This is a genomic window from Clostridium sp. JNZ J1-5 (assembly GCF_053901425.1).
The window spans coordinates 2,152,425-2,171,252 of record NZ_CM132773.1 but is presented as its reverse complement, the minus strand read 5'-3'; the positions used below and the strand labels follow the sequence as shown (position 1 = coordinate 2,171,252).

15 protein-coding genes are annotated in these 18,828 nt (G+C 29.7%); 2 read left to right on the top strand and 13 right to left on the bottom strand.

Annotation, left to right across the window (positions count from 1 at the left end; translation table 11 throughout):
• Nucleotides 1-14 precede the first annotated feature (14 nt).
• From cas3 to ACWW38_RS10585, 8 genes are all read right to left on the bottom strand, one after another.
• On the bottom strand, nucleotides 15-2,618 hold the full coding sequence (gene cas3 / locus ACWW38_RS10620) for a CRISPR-associated helicase Cas3' (RefSeq protein ID WP_456257524.1): 2,604 nt from the start codon (nucleotides 2,616-2,618) through the stop codon (nucleotides 15-17).
• 51 nt (nucleotides 2,619-2,669) lie between these two features.
• Nucleotides 2,670-3,410 carry a type I-B CRISPR-associated protein Cas5b gene (gene cas5b / locus ACWW38_RS10615; RefSeq protein ID WP_456257523.1) on the bottom strand — a complete coding sequence of 247 codons (741 nt, stop codon included), beginning with the start codon at nucleotides 3,408-3,410 and terminating at the stop codon, nucleotides 2,670-2,672.
• A 2-nt stretch (nucleotides 3,411-3,412) separates the two neighbouring features.
• The gene (locus tag ACWW38_RS10610; protein ID WP_456257522.1) at nucleotides 3,413-4,411 is read right to left on the bottom strand and encodes a type I CRISPR-associated protein Cas7; all 999 of its coding nucleotides are present in this window, start codon (nucleotides 4,409-4,411) and stop codon (nucleotides 3,413-3,415) included.
• A 1-nt stretch (nucleotide 4,412) separates the two neighbouring features.
• Nucleotides 4,413-6,134 carry a type I-B CRISPR-associated protein Cas8b/Csh1 gene (gene cas8b, locus ACWW38_RS10605; protein ID WP_456257521.1) on the bottom strand — a complete coding sequence of 574 codons (1,722 nt, stop codon included), beginning with the start codon at nucleotides 6,132-6,134 and terminating at the stop codon, nucleotides 4,413-4,415.
• A gap of 12 nt (nucleotides 6,135-6,146) precedes the next feature.
• Nucleotides 6,147-6,854, bottom strand: a complete 708-nt coding sequence (cas6, locus tag ACWW38_RS10600) for a CRISPR-associated endoribonuclease Cas6 (RefSeq protein ID WP_456257520.1) — start codon at nucleotides 6,852-6,854, stop codon at nucleotides 6,147-6,149.
• A gap of 507 nt (nucleotides 6,855-7,361) precedes the next feature.
• Nucleotides 7,362-7,595, bottom strand: coding sequence for a DUF2164 domain-containing protein (locus ACWW38_RS10595; protein WP_456257519.1), 234 nt, complete (start codon nucleotides 7,593-7,595; stop codon nucleotides 7,362-7,364).
• An 18-nt stretch (nucleotides 7,596-7,613) separates the two neighbouring features.
• Entirely contained in the window at nucleotides 7,614-7,943 is a 330-nt protein-coding gene (locus ACWW38_RS10590) for a DUF6054 family protein (protein ID WP_456257518.1), read from the bottom strand.
• A 20-nt stretch (nucleotides 7,944-7,963) separates the two neighbouring features.
• A complete protein-coding gene (locus ACWW38_RS10585; protein WP_456257517.1) occupies nucleotides 7,964-8,794 on the bottom strand; it encodes a CPBP family intramembrane glutamic endopeptidase in 831 nt (276 codons plus the stop codon).
• A gap of 203 nt (nucleotides 8,795-8,997) precedes the next feature.
• On the opposite strand from ACWW38_RS10585, the gene ACWW38_RS10580 reads away from it, so the two are divergent.
• Both ACWW38_RS10580 and ACWW38_RS10575 read left to right on the top strand, forming a co-directional pair.
• Nucleotides 8,998-9,666 carry a hypothetical protein gene (locus ACWW38_RS10580; RefSeq protein ID WP_456257516.1) on the top strand — a complete coding sequence of 223 codons (669 nt, stop codon included), beginning with the start codon at nucleotides 8,998-9,000 and terminating at the stop codon, nucleotides 9,664-9,666.
• A 277-nt stretch (nucleotides 9,667-9,943) separates the two neighbouring features.
• Nucleotides 9,944-10,132, top strand: coding sequence for an asparagine synthase (locus ACWW38_RS10575; RefSeq protein ID WP_456257515.1), 189 nt, complete (start codon nucleotides 9,944-9,946; stop codon nucleotides 10,130-10,132).
• Nucleotides 10,133-10,215: 83 nt separating this feature from the next.
• Here ACWW38_RS10575 and ACWW38_RS10570 read toward each other — a convergent pair whose 3' ends face one another.
• The 5 genes from ACWW38_RS10570 to hsdR form a co-directional block, all read right to left on the bottom strand.
• A complete protein-coding gene (locus ACWW38_RS10570; RefSeq protein WP_456257514.1) occupies nucleotides 10,216-11,427 on the bottom strand; it encodes a hypothetical protein in 1,212 nt (403 codons plus the stop codon).
• A 21-nt stretch (nucleotides 11,428-11,448) separates the two neighbouring features.
• Nucleotides 11,449-12,693, bottom strand: coding sequence for a Fic family protein (locus tag ACWW38_RS10565; protein ID WP_456257513.1), 1,245 nt, complete (start codon nucleotides 12,691-12,693; stop codon nucleotides 11,449-11,451).
• Between the two features lie 74 nt (nucleotides 12,694-12,767).
• The gene (locus tag ACWW38_RS10560; protein WP_456257512.1) at nucleotides 12,768-14,018 is read right to left on the bottom strand and encodes a restriction endonuclease subunit S; all 1,251 of its coding nucleotides are present in this window, start codon (nucleotides 14,016-14,018) and stop codon (nucleotides 12,768-12,770) included.
• 36 nt (nucleotides 14,019-14,054) lie between these two features.
• Nucleotides 14,055-15,470, bottom strand: a complete 1,416-nt coding sequence (locus ACWW38_RS10555; protein WP_456257511.1) for an N-6 DNA methylase — start codon at nucleotides 15,468-15,470, stop codon at nucleotides 14,055-14,057.
• Between the two features lies 1 nt (nucleotide 15,471).
• The gene (gene hsdR / locus ACWW38_RS10550; protein ID WP_456257510.1) at nucleotides 15,472-18,717 is read right to left on the bottom strand and encodes a type I restriction-modification system endonuclease; all 3,246 of its coding nucleotides are present in this window, start codon (nucleotides 18,715-18,717) and stop codon (nucleotides 15,472-15,474) included.
• Nucleotides 18,718-18,828: the final 111 nt, after the last annotated feature.

Sequence of the window (18,828 nt, the reverse complement as noted above, 5' to 3'; positions counted from 1 at the left end):
CATCTTTAATTAATTTAAATAAAATCTCCTATACCACTTTTAAAACTTTTTCTATCAAATTTTCCATTCTTAAAATACTTTTCTCCATCATGTATGTAGTACAAGTCTCCCACTCTCTCTTCATAAGTAAAGTCATTATTTTTTACTTTATATATAAAATAATTTAGCTTAGATGTAATTTCGGATAATTTTACTTTCCTTTCCGCATAGCCTAGACTACTATCTTTCAATAAATTGATATACTCAGACCAAACCTTTTCACCTTCTAGTAAATCCCCATCTTCTAATGTTATTGTTCTATTTAGAAATACACTGTATTCATAATTTTCGTCTATAAGTTTCATTCTTTCTTCTACTTCTTTAAAGTCTAACTTATTAACAGAGTTACTAATAAAATCATTAAAATTCTTTTCATTACATTTATTTGCTTCTTTATTTAAGTGTTCTAAAACATAATCATAAAATTTCTCAAAATTCTTATCCTTAAGTATTTTCCTTATGTTTTCAGATTTTAAATTTATACTTTTTTCTTTTCTAACGTCATTTCTATAGATGCTAGCAGCAGAGTCTAAATCAAAGAAATACACTTTGCACCCTGGCTTTTTGCAGGAACGATTAACTCTTCCTAAAAATTGTTCTTCTGAATCTAGCATAGATATATCCTTATATCCTATATCCATGTCTATATCAACTCCAGCCTCTATAACTTGTGTAGCTACCAAAATTATTTTTTCAGTTCTTTTTTCATCCTTAATTTTATTTATAATAGTATTTCTATCTATGCTATTATCGTCTCCTGTCATAAGCTCTATCTGTTTCTTTTCACTACCTTTTAAAGAGTTATTATATTCATTTAACTCATTGAAAAACTCCATTGCCCTATCTTTACTTATAAATTCAATTAATATATCTTTCTTATTTTCACTTGATGTTTTAATAACATGTGCTAATAACATATCTAGTACATTTTCTTCTACTTCCAATAGAAAAAAGTCTAATTCTACTCTATCTTTAAATATTGGATTACTGAAATATTTTTCTCTATTGTCTATTAAATCTACTGTTTCAATTTCACCTTCTATGAGCTTATTTAGATTTGGTAGTGTGGCTGACATTATTACAAATTTTGTATTTAGAAGTTCTGAGTAGTGCTTTAAAAATGTTATTATCTCTTTCCAAATGCTATTTTTGTAACTTTGTATTTCATCTAATATCACAATACTATTTGCCATTTGTGCTAAAGGGAATAAGTTGTCTTTAGAAGTTCCAAATAGATAATTAAATATACTTACATGAGTAGTTAAAATCAGTGGATAATGTAAAAACTGCCTATCAAGTAGAGCCTCTTCATAATTTATCGCATAGCTATCCTCATTTTTATCTATGTCTTCTTCGTGTTTTTTCTTTGTTTTTATTGGTACTACTGAATTTATTATGGCTATGTCTTTCATAACATGGCTGTTTTTAAATATTTTCTCTAAAGTACTTATATTTTGTTCTACTAGGGTATTAAAAGGATATACATAAAATATCTTGTTTATAAATTCATTATTTTCTATCATTCTAAAACTTAAATTTAGACTTACATTACTTTTGCCGCTGCCAGTTGGAGCCTCTAGATAAAATATATCTTTATCAATATTTCTTAAGAAACTTTTTTCTGCATCTAGAAACATTTCATTTCTAAGTATATTAATGTCTTTTACTTCCCTTAGATCTTCCTTCTTGCCATAGCTCTCTTCTTCATATTTTCTTATTCCTTCATGAATTTCTGTATCTCTAAAAATCTTATAAAACTTATCTATATTAGTTATTTCTCCTAGACTTTCTACCTCTTTTTTATTTATAAAGTGAGATGTGGAATAATAGTCACAGCCTAATAATAGGGAACTTAAAAATCTTCCATAGATATAAAAATCCAAAGAAATGCCCTTCTGTTCTTTTTCTTTATTTGATAAACCTTCTTCAACTTTTTTAAATAATACTTTAAGCCACTCCGGCTTTACCTTAAATATTACATTTTCTTTATATAGGCTTTCAAATATTGAAAGCTCATCTGTGTATAATTTTTTACCTTCTCCATCATCACTTAAAAATTTTTCTTTAAACTCATTAAAACTATCCAGGTTACCATGATGTTTTGATATTATGTAGGAATTTATTAACATAAATATTCTTAAAGTATTTTGTTCACTCTTAATGTGGTGTTGATTTATTTTGGAGAAATAATGATTTAAATATATTAAAGAAGAAAGCATGGAGTGATTTGAGTTATTGAAATTTAAATTTACAGCATCTTTGAATTCTTTATTATTCATCTTCAGATATTGGAAGTTACAATTTATCTTTCCTAGATCGTGCATATATATCGTATTAAGAAGCATTTCCTTGTATAGTAATTTTCCTTCTGGGCTAAAACTTTTTATAAATCTATTTTGAAAGTTTAAAAATACATTATCTAGATTTTTACTTGAGATTATCTTGTATAAATACTCTAACGCTAAATCCATATGTTCTTTTAATCTTTCTTTTTTCTCATCTATAATATGAGCATAAATCTTATTACTATTTTCTATCAATCCTTCTAAATTAAATTTATTTACTCCATCAAAATACATTTCTCTTCATTCCTTTATCTAATAATAAGGAGGGTTTCCCCTCCTAAAACACTAAAAGAAAAATATTATATTTCCATTACAATCATATACTAGCGAATCCTTTATACATTCTAATTTTGAATTAGTATATATGAAAGTTTCTAAATTATATTTATTAGTTGTTTCTTCTAAACCTATTGGAAGCATCTCTTCATATTTATATGGAAAAATATATTCATCATCAAATTCATCTTCAACTACCAAAGGTTTAAAATTATGTTTTATAAATAGACTATATATCTTACTTACATTACTTACTTTCTCAATATTTCTAATAAGTTCAACTTCTTTAATATCAGCAATATGGTTATTTTTCCCCAAGTAAGGTATATAGCTAGTCCTGAAATTTAATATTCTGTCTACTAATTCTTTTTCAGCTTCTCCTTGGATAAGAATATATATGTCCCACTTCGGGCTTTCTAGCCATTGCTCTTTAACAATCAGGTTCCCTCCCATTTCTTTTGAAGCATAACCTACTGAATTATTAAATACTTGAACTTTCTTAGGAATGTATCCATTTTCATTTTTAGGAACTATTCCAACCTTAATATCCTTAAGTTTTTCATAAAACTCCGGATATGTTGTCCCTTCAGCCTCTTGCTGATTATATCCTTTATATCCTCTTATAGCTCCCAACATACCTAATAAGGCTACTTTATGGATATTACCATAAGTGAAGTAATAGTAAGTGTTAACATCAGGCTTTTTGAAGAAAGCTGTTTTTCCACTTAAGGTAAATTTTAAAGCATCCATTTTTATACCTCTTCTTTAGTGAAAATATTGAATTTCTTAGCATTTTCTATATCAGCTTCAATTACTGTAGTATATGGGTTATAGTAAATTTCTATATTTCTAATTCTATCTTTTAATCTGTTAAAAAGCTCATCACATTTTAATATTATAGTATTTTTATCTTCCTCCTTTTGAAAATCAACATATTGAGATAGGTCTGGAAGATATAAATCAGGTTCTGTTTCTACAAATAGTGCAAACTCATTTTCACAGCCTATTTTTGAATTTGTGCTAAAAGATGTGGCTGCCACTAATGACGCCTCTTTAAATTTCTTATAATCTTCTTCTGTATAACCTTTTGTAACTCCAAGCTCCTTAAATTGATTGTATGCAAATGGATTTATAGTAAATGGGTAAAAGTAATGAGCTTCATTACTAACTATTTTAGACCCTAATGTAGATGCTTTAGCTTCCTTTTTTTCATCTTCTTCATCATTATTTTTATCCTTCTTTTTGTCGGGCTTTTCTGAAGCATCCCTAAAAGGAGAAAGTATTTGCTGCTCTTCTGCATTAGTTTCATCATATTTATTAAACCCTTGACCAATTTGAACAGCTCCAGTTATGGAAATGTTATTTCCTTCTTCAGCGAAGGTAGCCCCAAAGTTCTTAACATCAATAGCACTAAATAAATTTTCTAGAACCTTTTTACTATCCTTGCTCTCTTTTAGGTCTTCTTCATTGAAAATATATTCATATCTCTCTTTAAGAGATCTTGGTATAAGTTCTACTACTATCTCTTTTTTATTTCCTTTTTTAACTTCTTTTTCTTGCAGCTTTACTGATTTTATATATAAAACTTTTTCTCCTTGCTGTTCCCACATCTTTTTCATAGGATATTTAAAAGCTTTATCACTTCCAAAAACCTCCCCTGAAGAGATGGTCTTTGGATATCCAGTAAAATCAGCATTCCAGTTACCCATTCTTGAAGCTATACCTAAAATTCCGTATACTCTCTTATTCATCTTAATTCTCCTCCTCAATTGACTTTTCATAAATTAAGTTACTATGTAAATATCCAGCTATAATTAAGTCTTTTTCAATTTTTCCATCAGGCTCATAAGATACAGTCATTGCATATAAGTTCTTAAATTTCTTGATACGATCATCAATATCATAATTATACTTATTAAACATTCTTTCTAATTGCTCTTTTATTCTTTTATCTGTTTTAGCATTGATAATTGGATTAGCTAGAGAATGTACCTTCTTTTTACTTTTGCTTAACGAGATAAAATAGCTAGCTAATTGTCCCACAGCAAAATAATACTCTCTATCATTCTCTATAGACGCCGTTTGATTTTGACTTATTTTTTCTCTCAATGAATTTTTAACATTCATTAAAACATCAGCCATGTTTTTCCCTCCTCCAAAATAACTTTTTAAAGAAATTCTTAAGTTAAACTGCTCACTAGCTTTTGATAAATATCCATTATTTATTGAACCTTTTATTAAATCTAAACTAGTAGTGTCCAATACCTTCCATACGCTATTCCAATTGCCTTTATAAAACCATCTAAACAAAGTTGTTCTTGCTAACAGTAAATTCCTCTTTAAGCTAATATCATTTATATTTAAGTCTTTTGCTTCAGTAAAATAATTTGAAGCTAAAAATTTACTGAAAAATACTTCATTTATTATATTTTTTAAGTTATCTAAGGTATATATATTTCCGTAGTTGATTTTTGATTTTTCAAGTTGCAAAGCATTTATTAAGCTTAATGGATCAATTTTAGATTTATAAAGTCCTATGGTATCAAAATCATGAATTTCAACCTCTTTGCCTTTTTTTATTCTTAAATAATAACCACTAAAATCTTCATTTAATGTTTTATCATTAGAAAGTGGCTTTATGTCATCTTCATTTATATAAATATTGGTATTCCCTATGGATACTTGATTCATTAAGTAGTCGAAGAATTTTTTTTGTATTAAAACTTCATCTTGGGATAATAAGTAAGGTACTTTTGTTTTTCTGCTTTTATTTTCTAGATAGGGTTTTTTAGAGTTTAAACCCATATTATCATTTGGAAGTCCGTAGATATGCTCGTCTATAGTTACATTGAAATCATTGCTATTATATATGTTAGTTAGTATATACTTCTCACTTTCTTTTCTGTATTCTTCTAAATCATAATCAAAGAAAATTTTTAAGTATGTTTTATCTTTGCTATCCTTAGCTACTAAATCATAGATATTATTTTTAATCCACTCTTTGATTTTCTCTATTCTCTTTTCATCAGCTTTACCATTCTTATTTTCAAGTTCTATATAGAGTTTTTTCGCATTAGATTTATTATATTTAAGTAATGGATTTTTCAATATATCGTAATAATCATCTATGATTTTATTGTTTAACTTACCATTGTTTACATTTTCTTTTTTTACAAAAAAGCTTAAATAATTATTACTATGTATTATTTTTTTTGAGTCAATTGGCTTATTCATGTCTATAAGTTTACTCATATAATCTGCCTTGCGTATAAAATCAAAATACGGGTTTGTTCCATCAATTTCTTTTGTCTTTTTATCTTGTTTAATATTAATCCTATCAAGTATATTAAATTCTTCTCCACTAGTATCAATAATTATATATTCTCCATCTGCTGGAACATAGGAGTCAGTTATATAAGCATCACCTTTTTCTTTATATTTCTTATTAAAGGTTTTTATAACATCCGCTAGCACCCTCTCACCTCCTTAGAGCCATTTATAATTTGAAAAACCAAACCCTCGCGATCCCATCTCACCTAAACCTGTACCTATGGCTAAGTATGCCAATTCCTGAGCAGTTTCATTTTCTGCAATATTTAAAGTAAGCTTGTCCCCTAAAATAGATATAGATTTATACTTGCAGGAAATAGGTTTAAGATTATCAAACTTAATCATATTGAATAATTGAAAATCTTCATTTAATTTAATATCAAAAAAATTATTATACTTTTTAATCAGATTCTCTTTTATCCTTCTTTCAAATTCGTCTATTGATAAATTACCTTTCCAGTAACCCTTATCTGTTTTTATAATACAAGGTGTTATAGAATATATTTTTTCTATATATCTTTTATCTATAATTTTACTTTCTATTGTTAATGCTTTTATATAATCTGTATATTCATTTACAAGGCTCTTTTTAAAATAATCTACTAATTCTTCATCTATAGTACGTATTTTTATAGAATATATATTTCCTTCTTTGTAAAGCCTAGTAGATGTTTCTACTGGAAAGAAGGAATTGTACGTATAATTTTTAAACTTATTGCTTGTGTGAAATTCCAAAAACTTTTTGTTTTTGGCTAAAGATTTATCTATGAGCTCTGATATCTTTTCTAAGGCATCTTCTCTCCGAATATTTTTTAATAAGAATACTTTCAAAGTTAATTCATTAACTCTTATCTTATTATTCAACATACCACCCCCTAATAAATACTATATTACTAATATTTTACTTCATCAATAGTGACTTTTTATTACATACATTTTAAAACTGAATTTAATACATCATACTACCTTGTTGCCCCATACTCTCATTAATTATTTACAGATTTTTCAACTATATACCAATGGCTAAAAATTAATATAAAATCTATATTAACTTTTAGCCATTGGTAATTCCCTCCTAATAACTACTATAATACTATTATTATTTATAGTCAATGCTAATTACAATATTTATTATTGATTAACACCCTATTTGGTTCAAATTATTTGTATTAAAATAACTTGAACTACATCCCATGTTACGGTTCAATAAGCAATTACAATATTAATTATATTTAAATACATAAAAATGTTATGGTTAATGTACTATAAGATTGTATCACACTTTTAATTATATGTTTATATTTAATATTACTTTTAAAATTATGTTTATAAATTTCTAATTCTCTTTCTAACTCTTCTCTACATCCCCCTCTACCTCTGCAACCCCAACACATCATCCATCCTATCATTTATATATTGGTATGCATCATATACGCCCTGATTATAGAACGCAGGTGCTAATTTTTCTATAATAAAGTCTAAAATCAAAGAAGCCCCTAAATCTCCTAAGTCCTCATCTCTTTCCTTGGAAAAGTAAGTCTTTATTTCATTAATCATTTGTTCTCTTTTTTGCTTATCTAATTTCATTTTATTTGTGTTTTTCATTTTCTTCTCCTTACTGTGTTATTTTATAATATAATCCTTCAGTATTTCCTTCACGCTGATGGCAAAGTCATCTGCTGCTCCCCAGTCAAACTTGAAGAAAAATCCCTCCGAACTTCCTGTTGCTATAGCCCTTACTTCTGTTTCCCCATTAAGATTATCACTAGTAACCACCAAAGCTGCCCTATTGCCTACTCGCATGAAGTACTTTTCAAATACCAAGGTTCCTATATATTTTTTATTTCCTAAATCATGAATCTCTTCATGTATTAAGTCAGCATCCTGCTGAGTTTTTACTATATGCAGCGCCTCTAATGGTGATACACTTACCTTAAATACACATTTACTCATGCTATTATCCCCCTTACTAACTAAATCCCCATACTTATAGACCTATCCTTCTTATCTTGATTGTACATCTTTTTTAAAAGAGCAGCACCAACTACTAAAATTATTGCTCCTACAATTGTAATATAAATAGATTGATCTCCTGCAGTTGTAAAATCTAAAGTACCTTCTCTTAAACTTAGATAATTAATACAAATAGCAAAACCGTTGTTGACTGCATGTACCCAAATACAAGCTAAAATAGATCTAGTTTTCAAGAATATCCATCCTATAAATATCCCAGCTAGGAAAGCATCTACAAATTGCCATATATTAAGATGAAGTATTCCCCAAATTAATGCTGAAAATATAATGGCACTCTTTGCGGAGTAGTTATTTAAAAATCCCTTTAGTATAATACCTCTGCATAATACTTCTTCTACAATAGGAGCAATAATTACTGCACCTATGAAAGACCCAATTAAACTTACTTTCCCTGAAAATAGGTTAGTAAAAGTCTCCCCAACCTCCTCAGACATTGGAATAATCTTTAGCACCAATTCATCTACCTTCCCTAGACAAATAATAAGCCCTAGAGTTGTAAAAGTAATAACAAGAAACTTAGATATAGAAATACCTTTGATATAGAACATATCCTTTGATAAAGTTAATCTATTCTTTCTCTTTAACCATAAAAGAGTTAATCCAAGAGTACCTATTTGCATAATTCCATTTAAAATTGGATGTTCATCTGAAAGGTTAAAGATGCTACCAATAATAAGAACAAATAAGTAGGGTACTATAGATATTATTTCATAATAAATTATTAGAAAAATTGACTGTTTTAAGTTAGGATATCTTTGATTATTCTCCATATACATTCTCCTCACAATATCTAGTATGTTACCTGTGTATTTATTACATATACAATAGAACAAATATAACCTAGAATCAAGTATTTTAATATACAGGTATCATATTATATACTATATTGTAATTTAATTCTATTAATGTTATGATTTATAAAATAACCTTTCATATTAATAGCATCAGGTCTAATAATTAAGGAGGTGTCCTTATGAAAATAAAGAAAAGATATATAATCATCACTTTTATAATACTACTCTTTGCTAGTACAGCAATTTTAAAATATTATAGGATTCCTAGACATAAAACTATTCCTAGTGTTAAACTTGAAACTTTTTCTTTTGAAAAACAGTGGGAACATATTAAGAAAACTGCTTCCATAAATGGGGATGCTAGATTAAATTCCTTTTCATTGGAGCTTTCTAAGGATGGCAAAATAATCAGATCCATGACCTCTTTTTATGTAAAAAAGAAATCAGGAAGATTAGAAGAATTTTTCTTAGGTGATTCTGGTGATACGATTGATATTACTATATGTCCACTTAAGAAAGACTCAGTAAATATTGAAGAACATATTAGCATGGATGAACTCACAAAAGTCTCGGATAAATTTCTTGAAAATCTTAATACTATTTTCCAAACTCCTGGTGAAAAGTACGAATTTTTATCTGATGTCAAATTATGTGAATATAATAAGCTGGATATAGATAATAAAGTTCCAATGAAGGTTTATTATCTTGATTCAAAAAATAATGGGCTAAAAGTTCTATCAAAAGAAGATTTGCCCATAAAAAATACCATATCCATCGTGTGTATTAAGTCAATTGAAGCCTATCCCTCTGAGGAGAGAGCAAAGGTAGTTTATCAAATACTCCCGTAGCTTAGCAATTAATTGAAAAACACTGTTTCCCTGCTTTTTATTAAACCCATTGAATTTTTTCCATTTTACAGTACAACCGTTGTAGTTTACCAAGTCATGTAATGTACTTTATTTTTAGCATAATATAAACCTTAAATCAGCTATATTACTATAATAAATTTTTAAAAACTACACAAAATAATAAAGAAATAAAAATGAACTTTAGCTGTTTTTTAATTTTGTAAGTAATTAAAAATTCACATTTCCCTAAACCCTAATAATGGAGGTGCTTTGTGAAATGAGAGAAGGAGTAATTCCAACAGCTTTAGGTACAGTAGTAACAGGCGCTGGAGCTACGATGGTAATGGTAGGAATGGCTCCAATGGTAGCAGCAGGAGTAGTAGGTTTTGGTCTTGCTCATATAGTTCTTGGCTCTATTGATTTAGTTGAGCATAGACGTGGCGGCAAGTTCTCTAAATTCAAATAGATAATTTTACCAAAAATCCACCAGTTTATTTGGTGGATTTTTGTGATGTTATTCTCATAAATTCATTCTTTTCCTCTAAGCTCTTAAATACCCTTACTGGAATAATATACTCTACTATAATTTTCTAAAATGTATTCTAAACAAGGATCTTCTTTACTTACATATTCCTCTATACCTATCTCCACATTTATATCTGGAATAAATGAAAGCACCTTGTCATCTTCAATAACTCTATAGTATTTAGTTGAATAAGCTATTTGGAGTCCTGAGTTTTTCAGCTTAAATCTCTCCACTTCTCCATAGCAGTTTGGTTTTCCTCCTGTAGGTTCCCCTATAAAAATTGCATTAGTTTCTTTTTTTAATGAAAGGGCATTTAATAGAGCTGAAGAAAAGGTCTCACGTCCTACTATTACAAATAGCTTGCCCTTTTCATTCAGCTTTTCACAAGCCTTTAGTTTCTCAATAAAAGGGTCTAAAAGAGTAGAGTCACCGCCAAAATTGTTTCTTAAATCTATTACAAGCTTCTCTACAGAATTTTTATTTATAAAACTGATTAACTTTTTTCCAAATTCATGTACACTTTTATTTCCCATATTTCTGCAGGCATTATATTTAAAATAGACAGTTTTAAAATCCTCTAAATATTTAAACCAATAATATTTATCTAGGTTTTGTCTATAGAGAGGCAGGCTAATACTTTCAGTTCCATTGTTTATCTTCAATTTCAGTTTTTCATTTACCTCATTTATTGGAAGTGCTTTTATAGCCAGCGTTCTTATATTTTTACACCTGTCTTCAAAAGTAATGTGGACATAATCAAATTCATCTATAATTTCAAGTCCATAAAGTAATTCTGTAGCTGGCAAATATTTTGGAAGTTGTGATTTAAGATAGCTTTCGTTTTCGTAGGATATAACTTTACTTAAAGTCCCTATAATCTCTTCTATAGGTATATGGTTTATGGCTAACACCTTGGAATATAGGAGGTCTTGTTGTTCCTTTAAAGTATTTATTACATATACCCCATCTTTAAACCAGTAAAACTGAAGTGGACATAAAACCCTTACAGGGAGAGTAACAAATGTATGGGCATCTTTAATAGATGCCACTATCTTTGAGATTTCAACTTTCACTTCATAGTCATCATAGTAATTTATATCTCTTTTTAAGATCTCTATTTCTCTGTAAAATTCATCTCTATCTTTATAAAAGAATAAATTCTCGTGTCTTTTGGGAAGTTCTATTGACAGCATATCTAAGTCTTCAATCCATCTTTTGTTTCTTATATATTCCATAGGCTGATCTCCTCATAATTACTATGCAAAGTCTTTAAAATTGTTCTCAATACTTTTTATAATATCCTCAAGTGGATTGAATCTGTATATATACTTCTTTCCTATCTTTGCTTTTCTAAAGAAGCCAAGATCAACTAAATCATTTAAGTCTGTTCTAGCTGTCTCGTAGGATATTTTATTTTTCTTTTTGTATTCTTCAGCAGAAATTATATTTTTATCTGCAGTTATGAAGAAGTTAATTATTTTTGTTTGTCGTGGATTTAGAAATATACCTGCCTTATCCATCATATCCTTTATTAGCTTTTTACCAAATTCTTTTTTAAAGTGAACTTTAATTCTTTCTATGGACTTAACTATCATACTTAAATAATAATCTATAAAATAAGTCATATCACTATCATATATTTCAGTATTTTCAATAGCCTCATAATATTTTTTTCTCTCCTCATTAATTAAACTTGATATTGAGAAAAATTTAAAAAATTCATATCCTTCCTGAATAAGATACATATATGATATAGCCCTAGTTGTTCTTCCATTTCCATCAAAGAAGGGATGTACATATACAAAATAAAAATGTATTATGCAAGCTTTTATTAATGGATGAAGTTCAGTATTGTTTCTAATAAAACTTATCAAAGAATCCATAAGCAATTGTACTTCAGTGTGGTGTGGAGCCTTGTAACTGTAGTTTCCTTTGCTAAGATCCCATACCCCTACAAAGTCATTTCTATATTTTTCAACTATTTCATCTTCCTCTAAGGTTCCCTCAGTAAGAATTTTATATATATTAATTATCATGTTCTCATCTAAGGGAGTGGTTATATTTTCAATTATATATTTTAATGCATAAAAATTATTTAAAATCATTTTTTCGCTTTTATCTTTAGGTTCTAGGTTTTTCTCTACCATTTCTTTAGTTCTTCTTTTAGTAGAAAAGGCTCCTTCAATAACACTTGAACTGTACGCTTCATCTATAAGTGAATCTATAATTACAGAAACTTCTATATTAAAAGGAACAGATTTGAATAAATCTTCTGTAGCAGATTTCTCTATTATTTCTATATTTTTTTTTATATTTTCCGTTATGTTGAACCAAAAATTCTCATTCTTTTGATCCTTAAGCGGAATTGAAATTGAGCTCTTCTTTCTCTCTTCCATTAAAGTTTCCCAAAACTCATCAATATCTATATCTTTTGGTAACCTATATTGAAGTTCTTTTTTAGTTAAATATCTAGAATTAAATTCACTAATCATATTATCCATAATACTAGTCACCACCTTTGTTTACAGTATTGACTTTATTAAATATTTTATACTATTTTACTACTAATTTATTACTAATACAAGGAACTTAAATCCCCTCTAAAAGCCTTAGATAGTATAGAACTTTTAATTAATTCTATCTGATTTTCAAGATTTATAATTTCCTCTGCTCTAGTTTCTAATGTGAATATGCTGTGAAGGGTATCCACTAACCTTCTTTGGGTTTCTAAAGGTGGTAGCTTTATTATCTTATCCCCTATAGTTTTTGCAGATACTCTAGGTAAGTTTATTCCATTTGAATTTCCTACTGCATAATCAATAAACTCTATTGTATCAAAATAATAATTTATGTATTCAGGTAAAACTTCTTCCTTAGCTCTTATAACCAATATGTCAGTGGAGCATATGCCGCTAAACTCAGCTATATCATGCTTATTAAGATAAGGTCTCAGCCTTCCGTATAATACGTCTCCCTCTTTAAATACATTCTTAGCGCTCTTTAACCCCTTAGAACTGCCAACACTTGTAATTCCTTTACCAGATTCAAAATTTTCCAGTCCTAAATACTTAACTTCTTCAGCTTCACCTGGCTCCCACTTCTCACTTACGAAAGTTATACAATCTTTTAGCACTATTTCTCTAGCTTCTTTAAAATCTATAAGCTCTCCATTAAAAGCTTTGTATAAAATCGCTGCCCTTCTCTTTTCTATTCCTTCTCTTGCTTCCTCTAAAATCTCTTTTGTTTTATGGAGCTTTTCAAAAATGTTCTCTATTATTTTGGATATTCTTCTTTGTTCTTCTATTGGAGGCAGAGCAATATCTAGTCCTTCAATTATTGCAGCACTAATATTGGGCTGAGCTCCACCATAGGCTAAGTCTAATATTTCTCTACTTTTATATGCTATAAAATAATTTCTAAACTTCTCATCTATTAGCTCTTCATCTATAATCTTAATATTTCCTACCCGTTGGTTTTGCAGGGCTGTATCCTTCAAACTGTATACCCCAGTTTTACCTGTGGTAGCCCCTGACATAGCAATAAGTAAGTCTCCACTTTTCACAATGAACTTTTCATTTAGTTGTACTTCATCTATATAAACTGTATTGTCTTCACTAAATACTACTTTAAAGTTATCAATATTTGATATCCTAACTAATGGTATACCTTTTTCTCCGTAATCCTTACTTTTGAAAGCATATCCATTATATAGCTTACAGACACTTCCAAACTTCGCCCAAGTCCAGTGTTTAGGTATCTCATGGAGTATCTCTTTTATTTTATTAGGATCTTTAGTCTCTTCTAGTATGTTTTTCCCTTTAGCCATATTATCTCTCCTGTCTATGACACTTAAACTTTCAAATTATCTATTCTCTAAGCTCTTTAATTCTTTAATTACACTCATAAGCAAATCTGTTGCCTCTTCAAGCTTTGTTACTGCATCTTCTGCAGATTCTATTGGATCTGGAAGGTTTTCATAGTCCAGTATAGACTCATCCTTTATAAGTCCTAAATCTAGGCTATCTCCCTTTTTCTCTACTTCTTCCCTTGTAAATACGGACCATCTTTCATCTTGAATTGCTCTTCTATCCTCTGCAGTATATGCCTTTATAAAGCTTTCAAAATGTTCTTCCTTTAATGGATTAGTTTTACCTAATGAAGGCATATTAGTTCTCAAATCATAAAACCATATCTCTTTTGTATTGTCTTTATCCTCTCTTCCCCTTGTAAAAAATAAAACGTTAGTTTTAACTCCTTGAGCATAGAATATTCCTGTTGGAAGTCTTAATATTGTGTGAAGATTGCATTTATCCATTAAGTCTCTTCTTATATTAGCTCCATCACCTTCTTGGAATAAAACATTATCTGGAAGTACAACTGCTGCCCTTGCCTTTCCATCTTGTTTTAATGAGCGATATATATGTTGAAGGAAATTAAGCTGTTTATTTCCGCTTATATATGTTAAGTCATCTCTTGTAGCCCTCTCTCCACCTTTTTTAGTTCCAAAGGGAGGATTTGACAGCACCACATCATAGTTCTTCATTTCCTTACCCAAGTTAGAAAGGGTGTCCCCTAAATATATCTTTCCTTCAATATCATGAAGCATAGCATTCATAAGGGCTAATCTATGAGTATCATGTACTAGTTCACATCCTGAAAGTGCTTCTCTTATCTGAAATTCCTGTAGATCCAAGTCCAAGTCATCTAAGTTATTAGTATTTTCTTTTATATAATGATCTGCTGCAATCATAAATCCAAAGGTCCCTGCTGCAGGATCATTACATCTTTCACCTGGTTTTGGGTCCATAAGCTTTACCATAACATTAATAAGTGCTCTTGGAGTAAAGTATTGCCCTGCCCCAGATTTTTTCTCAGAAGCATTTTTTTCAAGAAGTCCTTCATATAAATTACCTAGTCCCTCTTCCTTTGCACTATACCAATCTAGAGCATCTATAGATTTAATGATCTTTTCTATGTTCTTAGGCTCATCTATATTTGAAGCCGCCCCGCTATATATCTCGCTTATTCTTCCTTGGCCATGATCTCCAAGGTAATTTAATAACTCTTTATAAAATTTCTTAAGTTCAGTTCCATCTCTTCTAACTAGCTCATCCCATCTATACTGCTCTGGAATTTTCCCTTCTGCTCCTGTTTCTTTTGCCATCTTTAAGAATAATATATAAGTAATCTCTGTAACATATTGATGATAAGTTATACCATCGTCTCTTAGCACATTACATAGATTCCAAAGTTTATTTACAATCTCTCCGTTATTCATATTACGCAAGTCCCCTTTCGTTGAACATATTCTCCTTAATGTCATCAATTATTTGTTCAAGCTTTCCATCAAATATTTTATTGAATCTGTTAAAACCGCCTTGTCTTTTGAAATTACCTATTTCAAATACTTCACTATCTATTATAACTTCCTTTATCATAAATTCCTCAATTCTTTTAAGCCAAGGTTCCTGCAGTGGAGTAATATTGTATTCTTTTCTTATCTTTTGAACTGCCCCTCTCACCCTTTCTTCCTTTGGAATTAAAGCACTCCCTAAGGCTTGTTGTCTTATAAAGGATATTATATCTGCTGCAATATCTTCATCTTTTAAATCTTTCCATGCAGTTCTTAAATATTCCTCATTAAACCCATTATAATCAAGTACAGTCTTTAAGCCTTTTAATGATTCCCTTGTTAAATCCTTAGGTTTTGTGCATACAATTTCAAGAGCCAAAATTTTGTTTTTATTCTCTTCAATAAATGCCTTAAACTCTTCTAAATAGTCCTCTGGTCTTTTGCCATTTCCATAGCCTCTTGAGTGCTCCACTAAAACATCCTCTTCTTTTGATACATAGGTATAGCTGTGACTTATACTTTTTTCATCTAAATATTCTATTAAGCTGTTTCTTTCTATAATAAGTTTCATGCCATCTTCTACTGATAGTCTTTTTAAATCCTCAATAAATTCATCTGGCGTCTTATTTTCGCTTAAACTTTTGAATATTTCTCTTTCTTCATTTCTTATGAGTTTTTTCTTTCTTTGAAGTTTTGCTATTATCTTGTTCATTTCATTTTTCTTCTCCTCATCTGAAGAAGCTCTTTTTAAATTTTCTATTAAGGTCTTAAAATCTTCCTTTTTATCCACTACAACTGGCTTCATGTTTGTAACCTCTGATAGTGCTTCATAAATATTTACACAGTCAAAGATTTCAAAGTGAGTCTTATTTATATCTTCACACAGTCTTGTAGCTCTTCCAAGCATCTGTTCATATAGGATTCTTGATTTAACTCTTCTTAAAAATACTAGCTTTGTTATCTTTGGTACATCTATTCCTGTAGTGAGCAAATCAACGGTTACTGCAATAGTTGGATATTTCTCATTCTTAAATTTCTTTATAGCAAGATCAGTGTCTTTTATAGAGCCTGTTATCTTTTGAATTGCGTCATCATCTACTCCACCTAAAAGTTCATCATAAATCTCTTTTAAAAGTCTTACTATTATGTCCGCATGAGCATCGTTAGAGGCAAATATTAAGGCCTTCTCTTCTCCATCAGGACTTAAATATTTAGCCACTTCTCTCAACACTTCTCTATTAAAGCTTTCTACTATTACTTTTCTATTAAAATCATCTATATCAAATTCCAGATCATCAGGAATTTCTTCACTATTTATAACTTCTCCAGTTGTGTTATCATATTTAGGTACCACTACCCCCTTATTATAATGCAAACCTTCTTCCATAAGCTTAGTTTTTATTATATGTGGCGGCTCGTGATCTACTAAGTATCCATCTATTACTGCATTTCTATAGGTATAGTTATAGACAGGTGCTCCAAATATTTGAGTAGTATGGAGGGCTGGAGTGGCCGTTAACCCTACTTTAAATGCATCAAAATATTCTATAACCTTCTTATATTTACTTACAAAATCCCTATTATCTCTAAACTCAACTTCTCCATCAGTCATTTCCCTATCTAATATATATCCTCTGTGTGCTTCATCCACGATAATACAATCATAGTCTCCAACAGATGGTATATTATTCTCTGATGAATACATAATCCTTTTTACCATAGCCTGTACTGTGGCTATATGGACTTTAGTCTCTCTTTCCATAGTTTTATCTTCTAAACTATTTATATTATATATTTGATTTAAAGTCTGTAGATTTTCAATTTTAACTTCATCAAAGGTTTCCTTTGCCTGGATTCCTAATGCCGTTCTATCAACTAAAAATAAAATCCTTTTAAATCTTTGAGTATATAACAACCTGTATATAAGCCCAAGAACTGTTCTTGTCTTTCCTGTACCTGTAGCCATAGTAATTAATGCGGACTTTCTACCTTCTATTATTGCTTTTTCTACAGCTCTTATAGCCTCTACCTGATAATATCTAAGGCCTACCCCCTCCTGATTTATCAATAGATTAAAAGACAAATCTTCTAATTTTTTATTTGATTTATCTAAATCCTGTGCAAGCATATCCTTAAGCTTTTCAGGTGAATACCATCCATGAAGTGCTTTAGGATGATTTGTGCTCTTTCTGCAATCCAAAAAATGAACTCCACTCTTTTCTTTTATTTCACTTATATATTTTCTACCATTACTCACGAATAAAAAGGGCACTTTGTACTCTCCCCAGCTAGAGATTACATATTCATTATGTTCAGCCTTTATTCCTTTAGCATAAATCTTGCTTTCCACCATGTTACCAATAACATCCTTTGAGCTCTTCTTTGCTTCAATAACTGCTGCAAGTTTTGTTCCTATAAAAAGAGCGTAATCTACAAATCCATTAGTCTTTTCTTTTGAAGAAGTAGGCCATTCTGCAATAGCCATATTTCTTCCTTTTTCTGGCCTTATTCCTTTAGAGTATCTTAATTCTTTAGTATCTGCTTCCCATCCAGCTTCTCTTAACTGTGCATCAATAAGATTTCTTGTTTGAGCTTCTGTAAACTCTATGCTCTGTGCTGCTATTGAAGATTTCTTTCTTCTCTCAAGAATCTCTTTCTGAGTTTGGGCTTCTTTAAGTTCTTCAAGTTCTACTTGGAGTTTGGCTAGTCTCTCTTCATAATCCTTAGCTATCTCATTAAATTCCTTATATGTTTGCTCTTCTCTAGGCATAATAAATTCTTTTGGTTCAAAACCCCAATCACCATAAACCTGCATAAACCATATTCCTAGTTTATATGCTAAATTTAATAGCTCTTTTGCCTCTTCTATAGATTCATAGCCTTCATGGGCAGCATCGTTTCTCTTTCTCCTCAACATATATAAAATATTATCTATTTCATCAGGTAAAAGCTCACCCTTCTTCAAAATCCTAATTCTTGCGACATGCGTATTATCCTCATTTGGTTCATCTATTCCTTCAAAAGCAAATATGTATTTTACTATAAGTTCACCGAACATACCAAGTTTTATTAATGATGTATTTGAATCTCTATAAAGATTTCTCTCTGCTAGACTTCCAAGTTCACTTAGTATGGACCATTTGTCATTTAGAAACTGAAAGTTACTCTCCAAGATAATACCCCCTAAATTAGCACAATGTCATTTCTGTTATTTATTAATTATAGCAAATAACCGTATGGATTCATAACTTGTATATACTGGCATCTGTAATGAAAATTTCAC

What these genes read in the sequence shown, in the direction of transcription:
- cas3 (WP_456257524.1), bottom strand. Translation starts at nt 2,618, where the DNA reads ATGTATTTTGATGGAGTAAATAAATTTAATTTAGAAGGATTGATAGAA.
- cas5b (WP_456257523.1), bottom strand. Translation starts at nt 3,410, where the DNA reads ATGGATGCTTTAAAATTTACCTTAAGTGGAAAAACAGCTTTCTTCAAA.
- ACWW38_RS10610 (WP_456257522.1), bottom strand. Translation starts at nt 4,411, where the DNA reads ATGAATAAGAGAGTATACGGAATTTTAGGTATAGCTTCAAGAATGGGT.
- ACWW38_RS10595 (WP_456257519.1), bottom strand. Translation starts at nt 7,595, where the DNA reads ATGAAAAACACAAATAAAATGAAATTAGATAAGCAAAAAAGAGAACAA.
- ACWW38_RS10590 (WP_456257518.1), bottom strand. Translation starts at nt 7,943, where the DNA reads ATGAGTAAATGTGTATTTAAGGTAAGTGTATCACCATTAGAGGCGCTG.
- ACWW38_RS10585 (WP_456257517.1), bottom strand. Translation starts at nt 8,794, where the DNA reads ATGGAGAATAATCAAAGATATCCTAACTTAAAACAGTCAATTTTTCTA.
- ACWW38_RS10580 (WP_456257516.1), top strand. Translation starts at nt 8,998, where the DNA reads ATGAAAATAAAGAAAAGATATATAATCATCACTTTTATAATACTACTC.
- ACWW38_RS10575 (WP_456257515.1), top strand. Translation starts at nt 9,944, where the DNA reads ATGAGAGAAGGAGTAATTCCAACAGCTTTAGGTACAGTAGTAACAGGC.
- ACWW38_RS10570 (WP_456257514.1), bottom strand. Translation starts at nt 11,427, where the DNA reads ATGGAATATATAAGAAACAAAAGATGGATTGAAGACTTAGATATGCTG.
- ACWW38_RS10565 (WP_456257513.1), bottom strand. Translation starts at nt 12,693, where the DNA reads ATGGATAATATGATTAGTGAATTTAATTCTAGATATTTAACTAAAAAA.
- ACWW38_RS10560 (WP_456257512.1), bottom strand. Translation starts at nt 14,018, where the DNA reads ATGGCTAAAGGGAAAAACATACTAGAAGAGACTAAAGATCCTAATAAA.
- ACWW38_RS10555 (WP_456257511.1), bottom strand. Translation starts at nt 15,470, where the DNA reads ATGAATAACGGAGAGATTGTAAATAAACTTTGGAATCTATGTAATGTG.